The 19,316-nt window shown below is 72.8% G+C and carries 22 protein-coding genes; 12 read left to right on the plus strand and 10 right to left on the minus strand.

Annotated features, from left to right (window positions below; genetic code table 11):
- Positions 1-64 precede the first annotated feature (64 nt).
- The 4 genes from EJC51_RS27105 (at position 65) to EJC51_RS47840 (ending at position 2,951) form a co-directional block, all read left to right on the plus strand.
- A complete protein-coding gene (locus EJC51_RS27105) occupies positions 65-781 on the plus strand; it encodes a GAF and ANTAR domain-containing protein (RefSeq protein WP_126273473.1) in 717 nt (238 codons plus the stop codon).
- 592 nt (positions 782-1,373) lie between these two features.
- The gene (locus tag EJC51_RS27110) at positions 1,374-2,018 is read left to right on the plus strand and encodes a hypothetical protein (protein WP_244362872.1); all 645 of its coding nucleotides are present in this window, start codon (positions 1,374-1,376) and stop codon (positions 2,016-2,018) included.
- Between the two features lie 372 nt (positions 2,019-2,390).
- Positions 2,391-2,747 carry a PRC-barrel domain-containing protein gene (locus EJC51_RS27115; RefSeq protein ID WP_126273474.1) on the plus strand — a complete coding sequence of 119 codons (357 nt, stop codon included), beginning with the start codon at positions 2,391-2,393 and terminating at the stop codon, positions 2,745-2,747.
- 33 nt (positions 2,748-2,780) lie between these two features.
- The gene (locus EJC51_RS47840) at positions 2,781-2,951 is read left to right on the plus strand and encodes a hypothetical protein (RefSeq protein ID WP_165951249.1); all 171 of its coding nucleotides are present in this window, start codon (positions 2,781-2,783) and stop codon (positions 2,949-2,951) included.
- A gap of 151 nt (positions 2,952-3,102) precedes the next feature.
- On the opposite strand, the gene EJC51_RS27120 is transcribed toward EJC51_RS47840, so the two are convergent.
- From EJC51_RS27120 to EJC51_RS27130, 3 genes are all read right to left on the minus strand, one after another.
- On the minus strand, positions 3,103-4,779 hold the full coding sequence (locus EJC51_RS27120; RefSeq protein WP_166682908.1) for a dolichyl-phosphate-mannose--protein mannosyltransferase: 1,677 nt from the start codon (positions 4,777-4,779) through the stop codon (positions 3,103-3,105).
- Positions 4,776-5,135, minus strand: a complete 360-nt coding sequence (locus EJC51_RS27125) for a cellulase (protein WP_126273475.1) — start codon at positions 5,133-5,135, stop codon at positions 4,776-4,778. The genes EJC51_RS27120 and EJC51_RS27125 overlap by 4 nt, the downstream gene beginning before the upstream one ends.
- 106 nt (positions 5,136-5,241) lie before the next feature.
- Positions 5,242-5,769 carry a SigE family RNA polymerase sigma factor gene (locus EJC51_RS27130; RefSeq protein WP_126273476.1) on the minus strand — a complete coding sequence of 176 codons (528 nt, stop codon included), beginning with the start codon at positions 5,767-5,769 and terminating at the stop codon, positions 5,242-5,244.
- Positions 5,770-5,892: 123 nt separating this feature from the next.
- On the opposite strand from EJC51_RS27130, the gene EJC51_RS27135 reads away from it, so the two are divergent.
- From EJC51_RS27135 to EJC51_RS27145, 3 genes are all read left to right on the plus strand, one after another.
- Positions 5,893-6,324, plus strand: a complete 432-nt coding sequence (locus EJC51_RS27135; protein ID WP_126273477.1) for a DUF3052 domain-containing protein — start codon at positions 5,893-5,895, stop codon at positions 6,322-6,324.
- A 74-nt stretch (positions 6,325-6,398) separates the two neighbouring features.
- Positions 6,399-7,304, plus strand: a complete 906-nt coding sequence (locus EJC51_RS27140) for a glycosyltransferase family 2 protein (RefSeq protein WP_126273478.1) — start codon at positions 6,399-6,401, stop codon at positions 7,302-7,304.
- A gap of 181 nt (positions 7,305-7,485) precedes the next feature.
- On the plus strand, positions 7,486-11,163 hold the full coding sequence (locus EJC51_RS27145) for an AfsR/SARP family transcriptional regulator (protein ID WP_425276807.1): 3,678 nt from the start codon (positions 7,486-7,488) through the stop codon (positions 11,161-11,163).
- A gap of 13 nt (positions 11,164-11,176) precedes the next feature.
- Here EJC51_RS27145 and EJC51_RS27150 read toward each other — a convergent pair whose 3' ends face one another.
- From EJC51_RS27150 to EJC51_RS27160, 3 genes are all read right to left on the minus strand, one after another.
- Positions 11,177-12,847, minus strand: a complete 1,671-nt coding sequence (locus EJC51_RS27150; RefSeq protein WP_126273479.1) for a bifunctional 3'-5' exonuclease/DNA polymerase — start codon at positions 12,845-12,847, stop codon at positions 11,177-11,179.
- A gap of 93 nt (positions 12,848-12,940) precedes the next feature.
- Positions 12,941-13,672, minus strand: coding sequence for a Clp protease N-terminal domain-containing protein (locus EJC51_RS27155; RefSeq protein WP_126273480.1), 732 nt, complete (start codon positions 13,670-13,672; stop codon positions 12,941-12,943).
- A 48-nt stretch (positions 13,673-13,720) separates the two neighbouring features.
- Positions 13,721-14,347 (minus strand): LysE family translocator, encoded by a 627-nt coding sequence (locus tag EJC51_RS27160; protein WP_126273481.1) that lies wholly within the window; start codon positions 14,345-14,347, stop codon positions 13,721-13,723.
- Positions 14,348-14,412: 65 nt separating this feature from the next.
- On the opposite strand from EJC51_RS27160, the gene EJC51_RS27165 reads away from it, so the two are divergent.
- Positions 14,413-15,549: a DUF2786 domain-containing protein gene (locus EJC51_RS27165; RefSeq protein ID WP_126273482.1), complete on the plus strand. Its 1,137-nt coding sequence runs from the start codon at positions 14,413-14,415 to the stop codon at positions 15,547-15,549.
- A 6-nt stretch (positions 15,550-15,555) separates the two neighbouring features.
- On the opposite strand, the gene EJC51_RS27170 is transcribed toward EJC51_RS27165, so the two are convergent.
- The 4 genes from EJC51_RS27170 to rpmB all read right to left on the minus strand — a co-directional run bounded on the left by EJC51_RS27170 (position 15,556) and on the right by rpmB (position 17,371).
- A complete protein-coding gene (locus tag EJC51_RS27170; RefSeq protein ID WP_126273483.1) occupies positions 15,556-16,092 on the minus strand; it encodes a DUF4232 domain-containing protein in 537 nt (178 codons plus the stop codon).
- A 165-nt stretch (positions 16,093-16,257) separates the two neighbouring features.
- Positions 16,258-16,767 carry a hypothetical protein gene (locus tag EJC51_RS27175; RefSeq protein ID WP_126273484.1) on the minus strand — a complete coding sequence of 170 codons (510 nt, stop codon included), beginning with the start codon at positions 16,765-16,767 and terminating at the stop codon, positions 16,258-16,260.
- A gap of 62 nt (positions 16,768-16,829) precedes the next feature.
- A complete protein-coding gene (gene rpsN / locus EJC51_RS27180) occupies positions 16,830-17,135 on the minus strand; it encodes a 30S ribosomal protein S14 (RefSeq protein WP_126273485.1) in 306 nt (101 codons plus the stop codon).
- Complete coding sequence (gene rpmB, locus EJC51_RS27185) at positions 17,135-17,371, minus strand: 50S ribosomal protein L28 (RefSeq protein ID WP_059194016.1); 237 nt, start codon at positions 17,369-17,371, stop codon at positions 17,135-17,137. The genes rpsN and rpmB overlap by 1 nt, the downstream gene beginning before the upstream one ends.
- Before the next feature lie 63 nt (positions 17,372-17,434).
- On the opposite strand from rpmB, the gene rpmG reads away from it, so the two are divergent.
- Genes rpmG through rpsR form a run of 4 tightly spaced genes read left to right on the plus strand, consistent with a single transcriptional unit; the run spans position 17,435 to position 19,267 of the window.
- Positions 17,435-17,599 (plus strand): 50S ribosomal protein L33, encoded by a 165-nt coding sequence (gene rpmG / locus EJC51_RS27190; protein ID WP_019753828.1) that lies wholly within the window; start codon positions 17,435-17,437, stop codon positions 17,597-17,599.
- Positions 17,600-17,607: 8 nt separating this feature from the next.
- Complete coding sequence (locus EJC51_RS27195) at positions 17,608-17,865, plus strand: type B 50S ribosomal protein L31 (protein WP_126273486.1); 258 nt, start codon at positions 17,608-17,610, stop codon at positions 17,863-17,865.
- Positions 17,865-19,031 (plus strand): CobW family GTP-binding protein, encoded by a 1,167-nt coding sequence (locus EJC51_RS27200; RefSeq protein ID WP_126273487.1) that lies wholly within the window; start codon positions 17,865-17,867, stop codon positions 19,029-19,031. Before EJC51_RS27195 ends, EJC51_RS27200 begins: the two co-directional genes overlap by 1 nt.
- Positions 19,031-19,267: a 30S ribosomal protein S18 gene (rpsR, locus tag EJC51_RS27205; RefSeq protein WP_126273488.1), complete on the plus strand. Its 237-nt coding sequence runs from the start codon at positions 19,031-19,033 to the stop codon at positions 19,265-19,267. Before EJC51_RS27200 ends, rpsR begins: the two co-directional genes overlap by 1 nt.
- The last annotated feature ends 49 nt before the right edge of the window (positions 19,268-19,316 follow it).

Raw genomic sequence — 19,316 nt, forward strand, 5'->3', positions numbered from 1 at the left:
CGAGGAACGTGCCGTACTTCCCGCCCCTTCAGGCCGGGACTAGTCTCAATCGAGGGTGCTCACGATGGATCAACAACTTCTGGCCAAGACCTTCGTCGAGCTGGCCGACAACCTGGTCGCCGACTTCGACCTCATGGACTTCCTGCGCCTGCTGACCGACCGCTGCGTCGGCATGCTCGACGCGAGCGCCGCCGGGGTCCTGCTCGCCGACCGGGACGGCAAGCTCCGCGTCATGGCCGCCTCCGACGAACAGGTGCGTGTGCTGGAGCTCTTCCAGCTCCAGAACGACCAAGGCCCCTGTCTCACGTGCTTCCGCACCGGCGCACCGGTGATCATCCCCGACCTGACCCGGGAGATCGACCGCTGGCCGCGCTTCGTCACCGCGGCCCACCGCAGTGGATTCGGGGCCGTCCAGGCCCTGCCCATGCGCCTGCGCGAGGAGACCGTAGGCGCCCTGAACCTCTTCCGTGCCGCGCCCGGCCCCTTCGACCCGGCCGCCACCCTCGTCGCCCAGGCGCTGGCCGACGTCGCCACCATCAGCCTGCTGCAACAACGCACCGCCCAGCGCAGCACCGTGCTGAACGAGCAGTTGCAGACGGCGCTGAACAGCCGGGTGCTGATCGAACAGGCCAAGGGGAAGCTCGCCGAACGCCAGGGCGTCGACATGGAGCAGGCGTTCAGTGCGCTGCGCAGCTACGCCCGTTCCCACAACCGCCGCCTGGCCGACGTGGCCCGCGCTTTCGTCGACGGCTCGGAACCCCTAGCCGGGCTGGGGTCCTGACGCACACCGCGCCGCAGGCGACGCGCATCGGCACGCCGCTCCCGCGCCCGGAACCGTGGGCCGGACAGCCGCCGCCGCACGACGGCGGCGGCCGTCCGGAGCGCGAGGACGGGAGGCCCCCCTCCGCCATGTCCTCGCGCGTTGTCCTCCGCGGCGGCGGGACTGATGGGAACACCCCGTCTGGAAAATGCCGGGAGGACCGGGGCTGGAGCCGCGCTGTCCGGCGAGTCGGCTCCGGCCGTGCCTGGTTTCCGACTCGGGGGCTGGGAGCCTGGATGGGGAGACTTGCTGGTACCTGAAACGGTCGCAGTCCTTCGTTCCCCGCGTGCAGCCTAGAGCAGATTCAGGAGCGGCGGAACAGGGCCTGACGTAAGGGTGCTCGTCTCGTGTCAACGCCGGTCGTGCCTGAACGACCTGGCGGTCGGCCGACCCGCCGCCCGGGCCACAGTGGCCCCGCGCCCCCAACTGGCCCCGGAGCGGCGCCGATCCGGGGCTATGCTGGCGAACAGACGTCCCGGACCCCGGCGCCGCACCGCACATCGGCCACGATGGCACTCCCGCCCATCCGCCGGTCTCCTGAACCGAGGCGCCCATGCGCACTCCGCGGCAACCCCACGAACCCGAAGGCCCGGAGCCGTCCGCCATGGACACGGTGCGGCTGCGCCGGCTGAACCGCTGGCAGGCCGAGGGCCTGCGAGAGGACCTGGCGGATCTGTACGTGGAGTCCACCACCACCCCGCCGGGCGCGGAGTTCCATGGCCGGCAGGAGTTCCTGCGCCGTCTGGCGGACGGCGTGAAACTGCCGGGCTTCGACATGCTGGTCGCCGAGGCCCGGTCCCTGACCGGCTGTGTCTTCGGAATCCCCGTGCCACGTGACGGCTCCTGGTGGCAGGGGTTCGACGGTCCGCTGCCCCAGAACCTGGAGCAACTGACCGCGTCCGGACACGTCTTCGCGATCCTCGAGACCGTCGTCCATCCGCACCAGTACGCCCGCGGGCTCGCCCGCCGGCTCCAGGAGCGCCTGCTCGCCGACCACCAGGCTTCGCTCGGTGTCACCTTGCTGGACCGGTCCGACCGCTCGGCCCGTGCCGCCTTGGAGGCGTGGGGCTGGCAGGAGGCGGGACAGGTCCACCGCGCCCCGACCGTCCTGTGCGTCCTGCTTCTGTCCCTCGGAGAGCGCACGCCACAGCATCCGGACGGCCTCGCGCACAACGACCGGACCCAACGGCCCGGATAGCCGCCTGGACACCCCGCCCGACGGAGCCTTCGACCGGATCGCCGCGCTGGCGGGTCACGCAGATCGGCCGGGACCCGGGGCTGTGCACCCCCGGACAGCACGTGACCGGGCCGCACCGGCGATGTCCCGGAGATCGGAACCGCCGCCAGGGTTCCAGCCTCCGCCTTCACCCCGTCAAGGGCGCGAGCCGTGGCGGCCGCAGTACCCTGGATTGTGGGTTGGCTCACTCTCACGTGCAGCCGCCCGGAAGGGCGACTCCGGCGTGGTTGCGCCGGAGTCGTTGTCACAGCCGCTCTTCCGGTTCGGGCCGGGCCGCGATCTTCCAGGGGAGCGGCCCGCATCGACCGGTGTCCCGCTCAGGAGGGACAGCGCATGATCCAGGCAGTCGACATCCGCGAGTGGCGCACCCATGACGTCGTCGACCCGAAGGGGCACAAGATCGGCGTGCTCGAAGCGGTCTACGTGGACACCACCACCGACGAACCGGCTGTGGCCACCGTACGGACCGGGCTGCCGACCCGTCGGCGCCTGGTCTTCGTGCCCGTCGACGACGCACTCCTGGGGCCGGGCTACGTGAAGATCGCCTACACCAGGAGCCTGGTCAGGAAGGCTCCTTCGATCGGCACGGACGACGTCCTGCCCGCCGAGCAGGAGGAAGCGATCTTCCGGCACTACGGGATGACGTACCAGCCGGGCGCGAACGGCGAGCGAAAGCTCGCACGCCGCTGAGCGACGGCACGGTCCAAGGGAGGTGTCCAAGCCGTGGCGTACTTTCTCCTGTTCGTCCTTGTCGCCGTCGTCCTGGGAATCATCGGTGTGGCGGCCGAAGGTCTGGGCTATCTGCTGATCGTCGGCATCTTGGTGCTCGTGGCCGATGTGGCCGTGGTCGCCGTGCGGCTGTCCCGGCGCGCCCGGCGGCGTCCGCTTCGCTGACGGCGACGGGCGGATCGCGTCCGTGGAGCGGGCCGCCGGAGGAGCAGGCTGGTGTTACCGAGGGTATTTCGCGCACCGGCCTCCATGCTCGTGTCGTTCTCGGCGATCGACTTCTGGCGGACTGCTGCGACCCGCATGGCGGGGTTTCGGGTCAGATCCATGAGTCCAGCCACATCCGTGCCTGCCAGTCCGCGTACGGGATCGTCTGGGCCGTGTAGATCGGGAAGAAGTAGATGAAGTTCCAGGCGATGAGCAGGACGATCACGCCGGCCGCCACCGCGCCCCGGACGCGGCGGGTGCCCGGCGCGTCCGGTGGGCCCAGGAGGGCCGCCAGCAGCATCGTGACCGCCAGGCAGACGTAGGGGACCAGGACCACCGCGTAGAAGGAGAAGATCGTGCGGTCCTGGTAGAGGAACCAGGGGAGGTAGCCGGCGGCCGCCCCGCAGAGGATCGCGCCGGCTCGCCAGTCGCGGCGCAGCGCCCAGCGGTAGAGCAGGTAGGCGAGGGCGGCGCAGGCCGTCCACCACAGGGCCGGGGTGCCCAGGGCCAGGATCGTCTGGGAGCAGTTCGTCGGGGTGTGGCAGCCGGTCGAGCCCGGCTTCGGGGACTCGTAGTGGAAGAGGACCGGGCGGCCCAGGACCAGCCAACTCCAGGGGTTCGACTTGTACTTGTGGTACGCGTCCAGGTTCACGTTGAACTGGTAGACGTCATGCTCGTAGTGCCACAGGCTGCGCAAGGGGGCCGGTATCCAGGACCAGGGGCCGCCGCGTCCGTCGGCCCAGTGGCGGTCGTAGCCGTCGGAGGAGCGGAACCAGCCCGTCCAGGTGGCCAGGTAGGTCACCGTGGCCACCGGGACCAGGGAGAGCAGCGACCAGCCGAGGTCCTTGCGGACGACCGCGCGGTAGGGGTGGCGTGCTCCGGCCATGCGGCGGGCGCCCACGTCCCACAACAGGGTCAGGGCCACGAAGAACGCCAGGAAGTACAGGCCGTTCCACTTGGCCGAGGACGCCAGGCCGAGGCAGACGCCGGCCGCGAGGCGCCAGGGGCGCGGTCCGGTGCCCGCGCGGGTCGCGGTGGGGGAGTGCGGGCGTATGGGGCCGGTCGGGTCGGTGGGCGGCAGGGACGAGGCGAGCCTCGCCCGTGCCCGGTCCCTGTCGATCAGCAGGCAGCCGAACGCCGCCAGCGCGAAGAACATGACGACCAGGTCGAGCAGTGCGGTGCGGCTCATGACGTAGTGCAGGCCGTCCAGCGCCATCAGGGTCCCGGCCAGACAGCCCAGCAGGGTCGAGCGGAACAGGCGGCGGCCGATACGGCACAGCATCAGCACCGACAGCGTGCCGAGCAGCGCCGTCATGAAGCGCCAGCCGAACGGGTCCAGGCCGAACATCCACTCGCCCAGCGCGATCACCCACTTGCCCCCGGGCGGATGCGCGACGAACACCCCGGGGTCGGAGAGCGGGATCACCTGCGGGTCGGCCAGGATCTGCGGGTCGGCGATCTTGCGGTCCGGCCACGTGCCCTCGTAACCGAGGTGCAGGAGCGACCAGGCGTCCTTGGCGTAGTACGTCTCGTCGAAGACGAGAGTGTGCGGGTCGCCCAGGCGCCAGAAGCGCAGCACGCCGGCCAGGGTCGCCACCAGCAGGGGGCCGGCCCAGCCCGACCAGCGTGCGAAGGGCTGGGGGAAGGGGGCGGTCAGGCGGTCCCGGAGGGGGGTGTGCGGGCGGGGCGTGTATCCGAAGCGGCGTAGGCGTTGTTCCCACGGGGGTGGGGAGGGGGCGCGTCTTGCGTGGTGCGGCGCCGCGACCGTGGGCGTGTTCTCGTCGATCACGTCGTACGGGTTCCGCCGCGCGGTGACGCCACAGGGACGGCTGTCCTGCTCGACGTGAGGGCCGGTATCGGGGCGCCGTCCGCCGTCGAGCGGGTCGGGAGGGGCTCGGCGGAGGTCGCGGGGCGTGGGGTGTGCGGGCCGGGGCCGTTCTGGGCGAAGGAGTTCGGCAGGGTCATCAGTACGGCGCCGAGCGCCGCGATCGTCAGCGCCGAACCGGTGGCCAGCCAGGCCCGCCGTGTGCGCTGCCGGGCGCGGACGCCGGCGTACAGGCGTCGGCGGTGCCGGTCCTCGTACCCCTCTTCCGGGGCACCGTTGTGGCGCATCATGCGCGCCAGTTCCTGTTCGAAGTGGTCCATGGCTCCTTCTTCACCCCGCCCTTCACTCGGTGGCCTTCACTCAGTGGCCTTCACTCAGTGGCCTTCACTCAGTGGCCCTCACTCAGTGGCCTTCACCCGGTGGCCTTCACTCGGTCGACGACGACACGGGCTCGGCCGTCTCCGCCATCAGCCGCCGCAGCCGTCCGACGCCCCGTGCCGTGAGCGAGCGGGCCGTTCCCACCGGGCAGCCCAGCACCTCGGCCACCTGCTGCTCGGGCAGGTCCTGGTAGTAGCGCAGCACCACCGCGGCCCGCTGACGTGCCGGGAGCTGCGCCAACACGGCCTCCAGACGGGTCCGTTCGTCCACGGCGGCGGTCTCGTCCGCCGGCTCGGGCGCGTCGGGCAGCCGGTCGAGCGGGTCCGTGGGCTGCTCGCCCCACCAGCGGCGCCGCGCCGAGCGGGCCGCGGCGCGGGCCAGGATCTTGCGCACGTAGGCCTCGGGCGCCTGGTCGGCCACCCGTGGCCAGGCGAACCAGAGCTTGACCAGCGCCTCCTGCAACAGGTCCTCGGCCCGGTGCCGGTCGCCGCCGGTGAGCAGCCGCGCCAGATGCAGCAAGGCCGGCCACCGGTTCGCCACGAACCGGTCGAACGCGTCGGACCGTCCCTGCCTCATCAGCGTCGCCCCTCCCTCACACCCTTGATAAGGACGTCGGGCCCGGTCCCGCTATGCACCCCCGCCATGTGACATGGGTCACGCGCGCCATGATGGGGGGGAAGGAGTGCGAGGGAGAGAGACATGACGAGTGGCTACTCCGGTACCCCGCTCGCCCGGAAGATCGGGCTCAAGGGCGGACAGCGGGTGGGGCTGCGGCACGCGCCCGAAGGGTGGGACATCCCCGGGCTGCCCGACGGGTGTTCCCCTGTCGTCGGCGGCCCGCGCGGGATGGACGTCACCGTCGCCTTCCACCGGGAGCGTGCCCGGCTCGCGGCCGAGGCGGCGGCGCTGGTCCGGGACCTCGCCGACGACGCCATGCTCTGGATCGCCTGGCCCCGCAAGGCAGCCGGGCATGTCAGCGACATCACCGAGAACGACCTGCGGGAGCTCTTCCTCCCGCTCGGCGTCGTCGATGTGAAGGTGGCGGCGCTGGGGGAGGACTGGTCGGGGCTGAAATTCGTCCGGAGGAAGGAGAACCGGGGCGCGGAACGGCGGACTCGGCCGCGTACCTGAGGAGTCGTCGAGAAGTCCTTACCGTGAACCACTAGCATCGCGGCGGTACTTGAGAGCCGGGATGAGGTGAGGGCATGGAGGAGGCAGCGCGGGCGCCGCGTGTCGCCGTGGCCGTCGTGACCATGGGGAACCGGCCCGCCGAGGTCGACGCCCTGCTGGAGTCCGTGGCCAAGCAGGACGTCCCGCCCACCCGGATCGTGATCGTCGGCAACGGCTGCCGGCTGCCGGAGTTCGCCGAGCGGCTGTCCCTGCCCGGCGAGGTCACCGTCGTGGAACTGGAGGAGAACCTCGGCTGCCCGGGCGGACGCAACGTCGGGCTGGCCCGGCTGCGGGAGTTCGGGGACGTCGACGTCGTCGTCGAACTGGACGACGACGGGCTGCTCGTCGACGCCGACGTCCTGCGGCGGGTCGGCGAGCTGTTCGCGGCCGACGACCGGCTCGGCATCGTCGGCTTCCGGATCGCCGACGAGCACGGCGAGACCCAGCAGCGGCACGTGCCCCGCCTCGGCTCCGCCGATCCACTGCGCGGCGGGTACGTCACCGGCTTCCTCGGCGGCGGACACGGCTTCCGCATGGCCATGCTCGACCAGATCGGGGACTGGCCCGCGCGGTTCTTCTTCGCGCACGAGGAGTCCGACCTGGCGTGGCGCGCCGCCGACGCCGGCTGGCGCATCCTGTACGCCCCCGAGCTGCTGCTCCAGCACCCGAAGACCTCGCCCGCCCGGCACGCCGTCTACTACCGGGTCAACGCCCGCAACCGCGTGTGGCTGGCCCGGCGCCGACTGCCGCTGCCGCTGATCCCCGTCCACCTCGGCGTGTGGATGCTGCTGACCGTCGCACGGAACCGGTCCGGGGCCGGACTGCGCGCCTGGTTCGGCGGGTTCGCGGAGGGGCTGCGGGAGTCGGCGGGGGAGCGGCGGCCGATGCGCTGGCGGACGGTGTGGCGGCTGACCCGGCTGGGGCGGCCGCCCGTCATCTGAGCCGACGGTGCCCGGAAACGGACGAGGACCCCGGTCGTTCACCTCCGACGACCGGGGTCCTGTCACATCCCCGGATCCGGCCGCGACGGCGACACTCCCCCGAGTAACGCGTCAGACGCGCGCACCCTCGGGCCAGATCCGATGGAATGATCACATCAGGCGTCACCAACGGATCGCTAACATGTCGCCAACGGCGAGATTTCGCCAGGTACAGCGCGTCGGAAGGCAGTGGGTCGGTGTGAAGCGGTGCGAGCTGCGCTTCGGACTCCTGGGGCCGCCGGTCCTGTACGACGTCGACGGCGGCGCCGACCACCCCGCCGCCCGTGTCGTCAGCAGCCCCAAGGTGCGGGTGCTGCTGGCCGCGCTGCTGCTGGAGGCCGGCCGTACCGTCTCCGTCGACGCGCTCAAGGACGCCCTGTGGGGCGGGTCGCCGCCCGCCTCCGCGCAGGCCTCCCTGCACAACCACGTCACCCGGCTGCGCCGGCTGCTCGACGACCCCGACCGGCTGCGGGCCGTGCCGCCCGGCTATCTGCTCCGGGTCGAGCAGGGCGAACTCGACGTCCATGTCTTCGAGTCCCTGACCGCCGAGACCCGCGCCGCGCACGCCGGGCGGGACTGGGAGCGCACCCTGCGCGCGAGCACCGCGGCGCTCACGCTGTGGCGCGGCACCCCGCTCGCCGGGCTCCCGCCCGAGCTGGGCGGATACGCCTTCGTGCAGCGGCTGGGGGAGGCCCGGCTGCTGCTCCTGGAGTGGCGGTACGACGCCGAGCTCGCCGTCGGTGGCGGCCGGCTCGACGCCGCCGTACCGGAGTTGACCGCGCTCGCCGCCGAACATCCGCTGCGTGAGGCCTTCCACCGCCAGCTGATGCTGGCCCTCCACCGCACGGGCCGCCAGGCCGAGGCCCTCGCCGTCCACCGCGACCTGCGCACCCACCTCATCGAGGAACTCGGCGTGGAGCCGGGGGCGGGGGTGCGGGAGGCGCATGTTGAGGTGCTGCGGGGGGAGTTGGGGGCGGGGGGTACTTGGGCCAGGACGCCGGGTTCCTCGGCTGGGGCGGCGGGCAGGGCGGCTGGGGCGTCGGGCACGTCGGCAGGGACGCCGGGCAGCGTGGTAGAGGCGCCGGGCACGGCCGACGGGGCGGTGGGCACGGCCGACGGGGCGGTGGGCACGGCCGGTTGGTCTGTGGACACGGCCGACGCGACGCCGGGCAGCGCGGCTGGGGTGCCGGGCAGCGTGGAAGGGGCGCCGGATCCGGCCGACGGGACGGTGGGCACGGTCGGCTGGTCTGCGGACACGGCCGACGGTTCGGTGGGCGCGGCGGGAAGGGCGTCGGCCCCGCTCGCCACGTCCGCGGCACCCGGCGCCGCACCGACCGCTCCGCCCCCGGCTGCCGCCACCCCAACCGCCGGCACCTCGGCCGCCGTAACCCCAACCGCCGGTTCCGCTGCCGCCACAGCAGTCGCAGCCACAGAAGCAGCCCCGACCCCCGTCCTGCCCTCGACCCCCGCTCCGCCCTCGGCCCTGACCTCCGCCTCGCCCTCGACCCCTGCCCCGTCCTCGCCCCCGTCCGCCACCCCACCCCCGGCACCCGCGCCCCCGACCCCCCTACCTCGCCCCGCCCAACTCCCCCCACCCCCACCCCACTTCACCGGCCGCACCACCCACCTCGACGACCTCCGCCAGACCCTCACCCCCCACAACTCTCCCTACAACTCCCCGCGCACATCGCCCCACAACTCGCCCCACAACCCCGCACACACCCCTCCCCCCGCCGCCCCCTACACCCCCATCGCCGTCATCAGCGGCACAGCCGGTGTAGGCAAGAGCGCTCTCGCCCTGCACACCGCGCACGCCCTGCGGGACCGCTTTCCCGACGGGCAGTTGTACGTCAACCTGCACGGCGCCACCCCCGGCATGACCCCCCTCACCTCGGCCCAGGCGCTCACCGCGCTGCTGCGGGACCTCGGTGCCGACCCCCGTTCCATCCCGGAACACCCCGACGCGGCGGCCGCGTTGCTGCGCTCGATGCTCGCCCCGACCCGCACCCTGATGGTGCTGGACGACGCCGAGAACGCCGCGCAAGTGCGGCGGTTGCTGCCGGCCGGCCCCGGCTGCGCGGTGATCGTCACCAGCCGCTCCCCGCTGGCCGCGCTCGACGGCGCCCGCCGCTTCCCGCTCGAACCCCTGTCGGCGGAGGAAAGCGCGGCACTGCTGCGGGCGGCGTCAGGCCGAGACCCCGGCCCCGATGCCGGTGACGGCGACGGCGACGACCGCATCGACGCCACCCACCCCCTCGTCGAACTCACCGGCCGCCTCCCCCTCGCCCTGCGCATCGTCGGCGCCCGCCTGGCCGCCCGCCGTGCCCTCACCCCGGACGTGCTCGCCGATCAACTCGCCGCCACGGAGAGCAGGTTGCAGCGGCTGGAGTACGACGACCTGTCCGTACGCCGCTCCCTGGCCGTCGCCCATGACGCGCTCGCCGCCTCGGGCCGCCGCTCCGACCGCGACGCCGCCCTCGCGCTGCGCCGCCTGGGCGCCCTGGACCTGCCCACGTACGGCGTCCCGCTCGTCGCCCGGCTCCTCGGCACCGACACCGATCGCGCGGAGGAGGCCCTGGACCGGCTCGTCGAGGTGGCGCTGCTGGAGGAGACGGCGTACGGCCGCTACGCCCCGCACGACCTGGTCCGCGACTTCGCCCGCGAACTCGCCGGCAGCGGACAGGCCGCCGACGTCGCCCGCACCGGTGTGCGCTGGTACACGGCCGTCGCCGAACGCGTCCTCACCGAGACCGTCGTGCCCGGCTTCGACCAGGAGGACCGGCGTCGCCCGACCCCGACGCAACCCCCCGAGCACACGGCGCACGTCCGGTCCGTGCCGCCCTTCGCCGGCTCCGAGGAGGCCTTCGCCTGGAGCACGGCGGAGCTGGAGAACATCGTCGCGCTCGCCGAGCGGTACGCGGACGCCTCCGACGAGCGCACCGCCGCCCATGTCTCCACGCTGCTGCGGCTCATCTTCCCCTGCCTCCAACGCGGCGGCCGGGTCTCCGAGATGGAGGTGCTCGGCCAGGTGGCGCTCCAGCTGGCGCGCCGCCTGGGCGACGAGGTGGCCGAGGCCTACGCGCTGAGCGACCTCGCCGGGATGCACTTCCTCGCCGGCCGGCACGGCGAGTCCCTCGCGTTCATGGAACAGGCCATCGTGCTGTGGCGGCGGCTCGGCATGATCTCCCGGGTCCGGCGCTGCCTCGGCAACCAGGGCCTGCTGCTGGAGAGCCTCGGCCGGTACGCCGAGTGCGAGCAGGCGCTGCTCCAATGTCTGGAGCTGTCACCACAGTTGGACGATCCGTGGGGCGACGCGGTGGCGTACGGCCATCTCGGCAACCTCTACGAGCACACCGACCCGCGGGCCGCCATCGAGTACCACCGGCGCTCGCTCGCGATCGGCAACGAGATCGGCAACGTCATCGTGGCCCACTCCGCGCTCTGCAACATCGGCTACGCGTATCTCGCCCTCGGTGAACCGGCCGCCGCCGTACCGCACTTCGAGGAGAGCCTGAGCATGCTCGGCGGGCACAGCGACTGGCACGGGGAGTCCCAGTCCCGGCTCGGGCTGGTGCGCGCGCTGCGGCTGCTCGGCCGGACCGGGCCGTGCGAGAGCGAGTGCACCGAGCTGCTGCGCCGCGCGGACGCCCGCGCCGACGGGTACACCGGCGGGCTCGCCCGCCATCAGTACGGGCTGCTGCTGCGGGAGACGGGGCGGCCGGCCGAGGCGCGGGAGCAGTGGCGCGTCGCGCTGGCCGCGCTGGACGGCACGGACAAGAAGGAGGTCCTGGCCGAGCTCAGGGAGCTGCTCGCAAGCTGACCGGGGCGGGCGGCTACTTGGCGTCGGCATAGCACTCCACCACCGACGTCGTGAACGGGAACCGCACCGGCGTCTCGCCGAACGTCAGCCGGGCGGCCAGCGCCGCGGCCTCCCGAATGGCGGCGACGACCTGCTCGGCCTCCTCCTCTGGGCAGTGCACGATCACCTCGTCGTGCTGGAAGAAGACCAGCTCGGCCGCCATGTCCGCGCAGGTCCGCCGCAGGGCCGCGAGCAGCAGCAGGGTCCAGTCGGCGGCGCTGCCCTGGACGACGAAGTTACGGGCGAAGCGGCCGCGGGCGCGGGCGTTGGTGGAGGCGTAGCCCGGCACCCAGCCGTCGTCCTCCTGGGGAATGCCGGCCTCGTCGGCGCCGTCCTCGCCCGAGCCGGCCGCGGGCGGGCAGGTGCGGCCGAGCCAGGTCCGTACGAGCCGCCCCTCCTCGCCCGCGCGGGCCGCCTCGTCGACGTACGCCACCGCCTTGGGGAAGCGGCGGCGCAGCGCGGCGAGGTTCTTCAGGCCGTCCCCGGAGGTCTGGCCGTACACGGCACCCAGCACCGCGATCTTGGCCTGGTCGCGGTCGCCGGAGAAGGCGCGGTCGGAGACGGACTGGTAGAGGTCGCTCTCCCGGCCGGCCACCTCCATCAGACCGGGGTCGCGGGAGATGGCGGCGAGCACGCGCGGTTCCATCTGGTCGGCGTCGGCGACGACCAGCCGCCAGCCGGGGTCGGCGACGACCGCACGGCGTATCACCTTGGGGATCTGGAGGGCGCCGCCGCCGTTGGTGACCCAGCGGCCGGTGACGGTTCCGTGGCAGAGGAACTCCGGGCGGAAGCGGCCTTCCCGCACCCAGTCCTGGAGCCAGGACCAGCCGTGGGCCACCCAGATGCGGTACAGCTTCTTGTACTCGATGAGGGGCTTCACGGCCGGGTGGTCGACGGTCTCCAGCTCCCAGCGACGGGTCGAGGCGACCTTGATGCCGGCCTGCGCGAAGGCCTTGACGACGTCGGCGGGCAGGTCGGGCCGGACCCGGCGGCCGAACGCGGCGGACACCTCGTCGGCGAGCTCGGCGAGCCGCCGGGGCTCACCGCCACCGGCGTACCGGTCGCCCAGCAGCTCGTGCAGCACCGCCCGGTGGACGTCGGCGCTCCACGGCAGTCCGGCGCGGTTCATCTCGGCGGCCACCAGCATCCCGGCCGACTCGGCGGTGATCAGCAGCCGCATCCGGTCGGGGTGCGCGGTGGCGTCCTGGCGGCGCAGCTGGTCGGCGTAGACCTCCAGGAGGTCGGTGAGGGGGAGGTGGACGGCCTGGGGCTCGAAGAGGGAGGACTGGGAGCCGGGTTCGGCGGAGCGCAGCGGCGGATCGGGCGGTACGGGGCCGCCGCGCAGCCGGGCGAGCGCGGCGGCGGCCGACCGGGGTTCGCCGTACCGCCCGGCATGGCCGAGCAGCAGGGTCTCCGCGTCCTCGATGTCGTAGCACCGCTCTACCCGCACCCCCGTGGCGAGCAGCCGCGGGTACACCTCGGCGGTGGACCGCCACACCCACCGCGTGACCTCCGGCCGCCCCCGCACGGCCGCCGCCAGATCCGGCTCCCGCACCACCGGCCCCACGGGCAGCCCGTCGTCACCGAGGGGGGCGACCTCCGCGCCACCGCCCTCGGCCGGAGCGAGCGCCCAGCGGTCGGTCATGGTTGCGAGTGTCGCAGGAGGGTCTGACAACGAGGCTCAGCCCTGTCGCGTCGACTATGACGGTCAGCCCTGTCGCCGTACCGGCAACGAGGGTCAGCCCTGCTGCGTCGGCTTCTGGATCTTGGCGAGCGCCTCGGTGAGGTACTCCTCCGCGGCCGGCTTGCCGATCCCGAGACCCGACAGCACTCCTTCGCCGTTCTCGAACTCCAGCAGCGCCAGCAGCATGTGCTCGGTGCCGACGTAGTTGTGGCCCAGGCGCAGGGCCTCGCGGAAGGTGAGTTCCAGGACCTTCTTGGCGTCGGCGCCGTAGGGCACCAGCTCCGGGGCGTTCTCCGCGGCCGGCGGGAGCGCGGCGGTGGCGGCCTGGCGGACGGTGTCGAGGAGGACGTCCTGCGCGACGATCGCCTTCGCGGCCAGCCCCTCCGGTTCCGCCAGCAGGCCGAGGACCAGGTGCTCGGGGCGGCCCTCGGCGTTGTGGGCGGCGACGGCCTCGTTGTGGGCGGCCATCACCACGTTCCGCGCGCGTGGCGTGAACCGGCTGAAGTCCTGGTTCGCGCCGGCGTCCCCGCCCTCCTTGGGCACGAACCGCTTCTGCGCCGCCTGCCGGGTCACCCCCATGCTCTTGCCGATGTCCGTCCAGGAGGCGCCCGAGCGGCGGGCCTGGTCCACGAAGTGGCCGATCAGATGGTCGGCGACCTCACCGAGGTGATCGGCGGCGATCACCGCGTCCTCAAGCTGTTCGAGGGGCTCGGCGTGGACCTTCTTGATGGCGGCGATGAGGTCGTCGAGGCGTACGGATGACGTGATGATGGGGTTCGTCGTCATGTGTCAACCGTAGGTTGACACCCATCGAGTGTCAACTCGGAGTTGACACTACTTCGGCGCCGAGACGGCCAGCCGCACCGCCAGCCCCGTGAACACCGTCCCGCTGAAGACGTTGAGCCCGCGCGCCACCCGCCGGCTCCGCCGCAGCAGCGCCGACAGCTTCCCGGAGAGCAGCCCGATCGAACCGTCCACCGCGAACCCCATCACCGTGATCGAGAGCCCGAGCACCAGGAACTGCTCCCACACATGACCCTTCTCGGGCGCCACGAACTGGGGCAGGAACGCCACGTTGAAGAGGATCACCTTGGGGTTCAGCAGATTGGTCACGGCGCCCTGCCAGAACGCCCGCCGCATCCCCGGCCCGGCCGCCGTCCCCTCACCCGGCACCGAACGGTCCCGGAAGGCCTTCACTGCGAGGTACAGCAGATAGGCCGCGCCCGCCCAGCGCAGCACGTGGTACAGCGTCGGCAGCGCCAGGAACAGCGCCGACAGGCCGAGCGCCGCGGCGACCGTGTGCACGAACATCGCGCAGGCCACCCCGAACGCCGCCATCACCCCCGTCGACGGCCCGCCCCGGCCACCCATCGCCACGATGAACATCATGTCGGGACCCGGAGTCACACAGAGCGCGAAGGCGGCCACGAGGAAGGCCGCGTAGAGAGACATGTCCATCATGCGGCCATGCTCGAAGCCCCCACCGCCCACGGCACCCGATTTTCGGGGAGTGAGACGATCGCCCCGTGACCAGCAGCAGTACGTCCAGCGGAGACACCCCCGGCACTCCGGGCACCGTCGACCGCGCCTTCGAGGCCGCCCTCTACACCGACGCCGACTCCGCCCTCGACGCGGCCGCCTCCCTCCTCGCCGCCGACGCGAAGGCCGACGCCGAAGTCGAACGCCGGGGGCGGGAGTTCGTCGCGGCCGCCTGGCGCCGTGGCTGGCAGCCCGCCGACGTCGTACGACTGGTACGGCGCGAGCTGGACGACGTACACCTGCGCCTGCTGTCGGCGCTGATCCGCGCGCAGGCGCCCGACGACCGGGCGCGCGGCCCGCGCTGGGCCGCCCAGCTCGCCGAACTCCCCGCCGAACCCGCACCCCGCACCGACCGCTTCTCACACGCCACCGCGGTCCTGGAGCTGTACCGCCTGCTGCTGCGGCTGCCCACCCTCGAACCCCTGGACGAGCCCGTCACCCGGCACGCCTCCGCCGAGCCCCGGATGCTCACCCGGATCCGCGCGCTGCTCGCCAAGGCGGAGGCGACCGGCTACCCGGACGAGGCGGAGGCGCTCACCGCCAAGGCGCAGGAACTGATGGCCCGGCACAGTGTCGACGAGGCGCTGCTGGATGCGCAGGCGCCCACGCATGACGCCCCCGGCGCCTGCCGGATCGGGGTCGAGCCGCCGTACGAGCAGGCCAAGGCGGTGCTGCTGGACGCGGTGGCGACGGCGAACCACTGCCGGGCCGTCTGGAACGAGGCGTTCGCGTTCTCCACGGTGGTCGGCTTCGGCCCCGACCTCGACGCCGTCGAGCTGCTCTACACCTCGCTCCTGGTGCAGGCCACGACCGCCATGACGAAGGCGGAGGCCGCCCAGCGGGCCGGTGGCCGCAAGCGGACCAAGACCTTCCGGCAGTCCTTCCTCGCGGCCTACGCCCACCGCGTCGGCGACCGGCTGCGCGCCGCCGCCGAGACCCAGGTCGGCGACGACCTGCTCCCGGTCCTCGCCACCCGCGAGGTCGCCGTCACCGACCGCGTGGACCGCATGTTCCCGCAGACCACCACGACCCGCCTGCGCGGAGTCACCGACGAGGCGGGCTGGGTGGAGGGCGCCGAGGCGGCCGACCGGGCGCAGGTGAAGTCCCGCAGGCCCCTGCGCTGAGCCGGGTCAGTCGCTGGACTCCTGGAATCCGGACACCGTCGCGTCCGGAGTCTGACTGTTCTTCTTCAGCGCGACATCGCCGTACGACCACTTGAAGGCGTGCGTCTTGGTGGACCCGGGCAGGGTGAAGTCCGCGCTCGTCACGGCGAGGCTGCGGTCGCCGCCCTTCTCGCCCCGGACATAGGTGATGGTGAAGGAGATCGAGGCGTCCTTGGCCAGGCTCGTCTTCCTGGCCGTGGCGGCGGGGTCGGACTCCACCTTCGCCGTGGTGCCGCCGGCGGCGAGGCCCACACTGGGCAGGCCGTCCAGCGTGCACTTGGCGCCGCTCTTGTTGGTGATCGTCACCGGCACGTTGCCGGTGTCACCGGCGGCCGGGGCGGCGTTGGCGGGGCCGACCCGCACGCCCATCTCGCCGATCGCGCAGGCACCGCCGGACTTGGCGGCGGCGGAGGCGCCGGTGTCCTTGCCGCCGTCGTCGTCGGAACAGCCGGTCAGCAGGAAGGCCGCGGCGAGGGTGGCGGCGGCGAGGGGGAGGGCGCGCATGGTGGGTCCTTGGATGCTCCGGGCGGCGCGGTGCCGCTGAGGCTCGTGCATGGATCATCACGCACGAGCCCGGGCAACGGTTGCCCGCCCCCGCCGAACAGCCTCTAGGTCCAGCCGCGTCGAACAGCCTCTACGTCAGCCCAAGCTCGCCGAACGGCCTCTACGTCAGCCCAGGCTCGCCGTAGGCAGGCCCGACGGCAGCTTGCCGCCCTCGGACTTGGTGTACGTCTCCGCGCCGAGGCCGCCCTCCCACGTCACCTTGAGGGTGGTCTTGTCGACGGAGTCGACCATCCCGGTCGCCCGGTCCTTGCTGCCGTCCGTGCACTTGAGGTGGATCATCTGCATGCCGGACTCCTCGCCCGCGGTCCCGCTGCACACGGTCCCGCCGGTCGCGAACAGCCCCGCCTCGGTGCCGTTGACCATCAGGACGACGGCCTTGCCCTTGGCGGTGGTGAGCCAGCTGCCGGCGAGGTCACCGGAGGGGGCCGCGGAGCCGGAGGACGAGGCCGGGCCGCTGACGGACGCGCTCACGCTCGGGGTGGCGTCGTCGGAGTCGGACCCGCCGTCCGAGCTGCACGCACCCAGCACGAGGGCGCCCGCCAGCGCCAGAGCCGCGGCCGCCGCGGTCCGCGAGAAGTTCCCTGAAGCCGAAGCCGAAGCCGAAGCCGAACCCATGAAAGCTCCCTAGCGGATGGCAGGCGACGCCCCGACACCGGCGACGCTACGACCGCAGCAAGCTACCAGGACGACTTGCGGACCCCCGGAAGGTACCCGGCATGCGCCTGCTCCCGCAGGCTCACCCGGGACAGGCCGAAGGCCCGGAAGTAGCCGCGCGGCCGGCCGTCCACCTGGTCGCGGTTGCGCACCCGGGTGGCGCTGGCGTCCCGCGGCTGCCTGCCCAACTCCCGCTGGGCCGCGAGACGTTCGGCATCCGTCGAGGACGGCCGCCGGATGATCTCCTTCAGCTCGGCACGTCGCTCGGCGTACCGGGCGACGATCTCCTGCCGCTTCCCGTTCTTCGCGATCTTGCTCTTCTTGGCCATCAGATCCTCACTCCCCGCGCGCGGATGCGCGCCACGGCCGCCTCGACGCCGATCGTGTCGACGGTCTTGATCCCCTTCGCGCTCAGCCGCAGCCGGACGTGGCGGCCCTCGCTGGGCAGCCAGTACCGCTTGGACTGGATGTTGGGGTCGAAGCGGCGCGAGGTGCGCCGGTGGGAGTGGGAGATGCGGTTGCCGAAGCCGGGCCGGGCGCCGGTCAGCATGCAGTGGGCGGACACGGGTGACGCACCTCTCTCGAAGCAGTTGTGTAAATGGAATTCATTTTCAGTAAGATACACGGCATGGCTCGCAACGAACTCCGCCCGGTCATCAAGCTCCGGTCCACGGCCGGGACCGGCTTCACCTATGTCACCCGCAAGAACCGCCGCAACGACCCGGACCGCATGACCCTGCGCAAGTACGACCCGGTCGTCGGCCGCCACGTCGACTTCCGAGAGGAGCGCTGACCGCCACCATGCGCAAGGACATCCATCCGGCGTACGGTCCCGTCGTCTTCCGGGACCGCGCCGCGAACCACGCCTTCCTCACCCGCTCGACGATGACGAGCGAGAAGACGGTCGAGTGGGAGGACGGCAACACCTACCCGGTCGTGGACGTCGAGATCTCGAACGTCAGCCACCCCTTCTACACCGGCACCGCGCGCGTCCTGGACACTGCGGGCCGCGTGGAGCGCTTCGAGCGGCGCTACGGCCGGTCGGGGGAGCGGGGCTGATGCTCTCGGTCGTGATCGTCGGCGGGCTGCACGCCGACGCCCGTAAGGCGGCCGTCGATCGGCTCCTCGCCGACGTGCCCGGCAGCGTCGTACTCCACCACGACCTGGCGACGGCCGCGGCGGGCACCGTCGTGCGGACCGTGCGCGACGGCTCCGGCCTGCTGTCCGCCGGGGAGACGCCCCTGGTCAACGACTGTGCGTGCTGTGCGCTGCGTGAAGACCTGGTGCCCGAGCTGCGGCGCCTCGCGGACGACGGGACGACGCGGCTCGCGATCGTCGAACTGTGGGACTCCGTCGAGCCCAAGGCCATGGCGGAGGTGGTGACCGCCGGCGGCCTCATGGTCACCGGTGTGATCACCGCGGTCGACCCGGCGCTGGTCCTGCCCTACCTCGGCAACGGCGACGACCTCGCCGAGCGCGGCCTCGCCGCGGCCGCGACCGACCAGCGCACGGTCGCCGACACCTTCGCCCGCCAGCTGGAGTACGCCCCCGTCCTCGCCGTGACCGACTCGGAGGAGGCCGACGACGAGGACCGGGAGCTGCTGACCCAACTCCACCCGACGGCCCGCCAGGTCCCGATCGGCCCCGGTGACCCGGCGGGCGCGGCCGACGCCACGGCGTCCGCGCGATCGCCGCTGGCGCGGGCCGCCCTCGCCGGTTTCGACGTCGAGGCCGCCGCCGCGGCCCAGCACCCCGCCTGCGCCCTGTTGCCCGCCGAGGCCGACGCGCACGGCGTCTCCACGCTCGTATGGCACCGGGACCGGCCCTTCCACCCGGAGCGGCTGTACGAGGCGCTGGAGGACATCACCTGTGCCGCCGCCCGCAGCCGGGGCCGGTTCTGGCTCGCGGACCGGCCGGACACCTTGCTGCACTGGGACGCGGCCGGGGGCGCGCTGTGCGTGGAGAGCGTCGGGCCCTGGCTCGCCTCCCTCCCCGACGCGGCCTGGGACATGGTCCCGCCGGTGCGTCGCGCCGCCGCCGCGCTGGACTGGCACCCCGAGCACGGCGACTGCTGCCAGCACCTCGTGTTCACGTCCCCCGCCCTCGACCGCGACGGACTCGAACGGCTGCTGGAGTCCTGCCTGTTGACCGACGCCGAGTACGCCGCGGGCCGCAGCGCCTGGAAGCAGTTGCCGCCCGCCTTCGACACCCTCCTGGAGGTCTGATGCCTCGTAAGAGCGACCGCAAGCCCCTCAAGTCCCGGCCCAACCCGCTGGACGCCGCCGGGGTCACCTACATCGACTACAAGGACACCGACCTGCTGCGGAAGTTCATCTCCGACCGCGGCAAGATCCGCAGCCGCCGCGTCACCCGCGTCACGGCCCAGCAGCAGCGACAGCTGGCCCGCGCCGTCAAGAACGCGAGGGAGATGGCGCTGCTGCCGTACTCCAGCGCCAAGTGAGCGGCTACAGGTGTACCAACGCCACGCCAGGTGAGCACCCATAGGTAGG

This window comes from Streptomyces aquilus (genome assembly GCF_003955715.1).
Classification (GTDB): domain Bacteria; phylum Actinomycetota; class Actinomycetes; order Streptomycetales; family Streptomycetaceae; genus Streptomyces; species Streptomyces aquilus.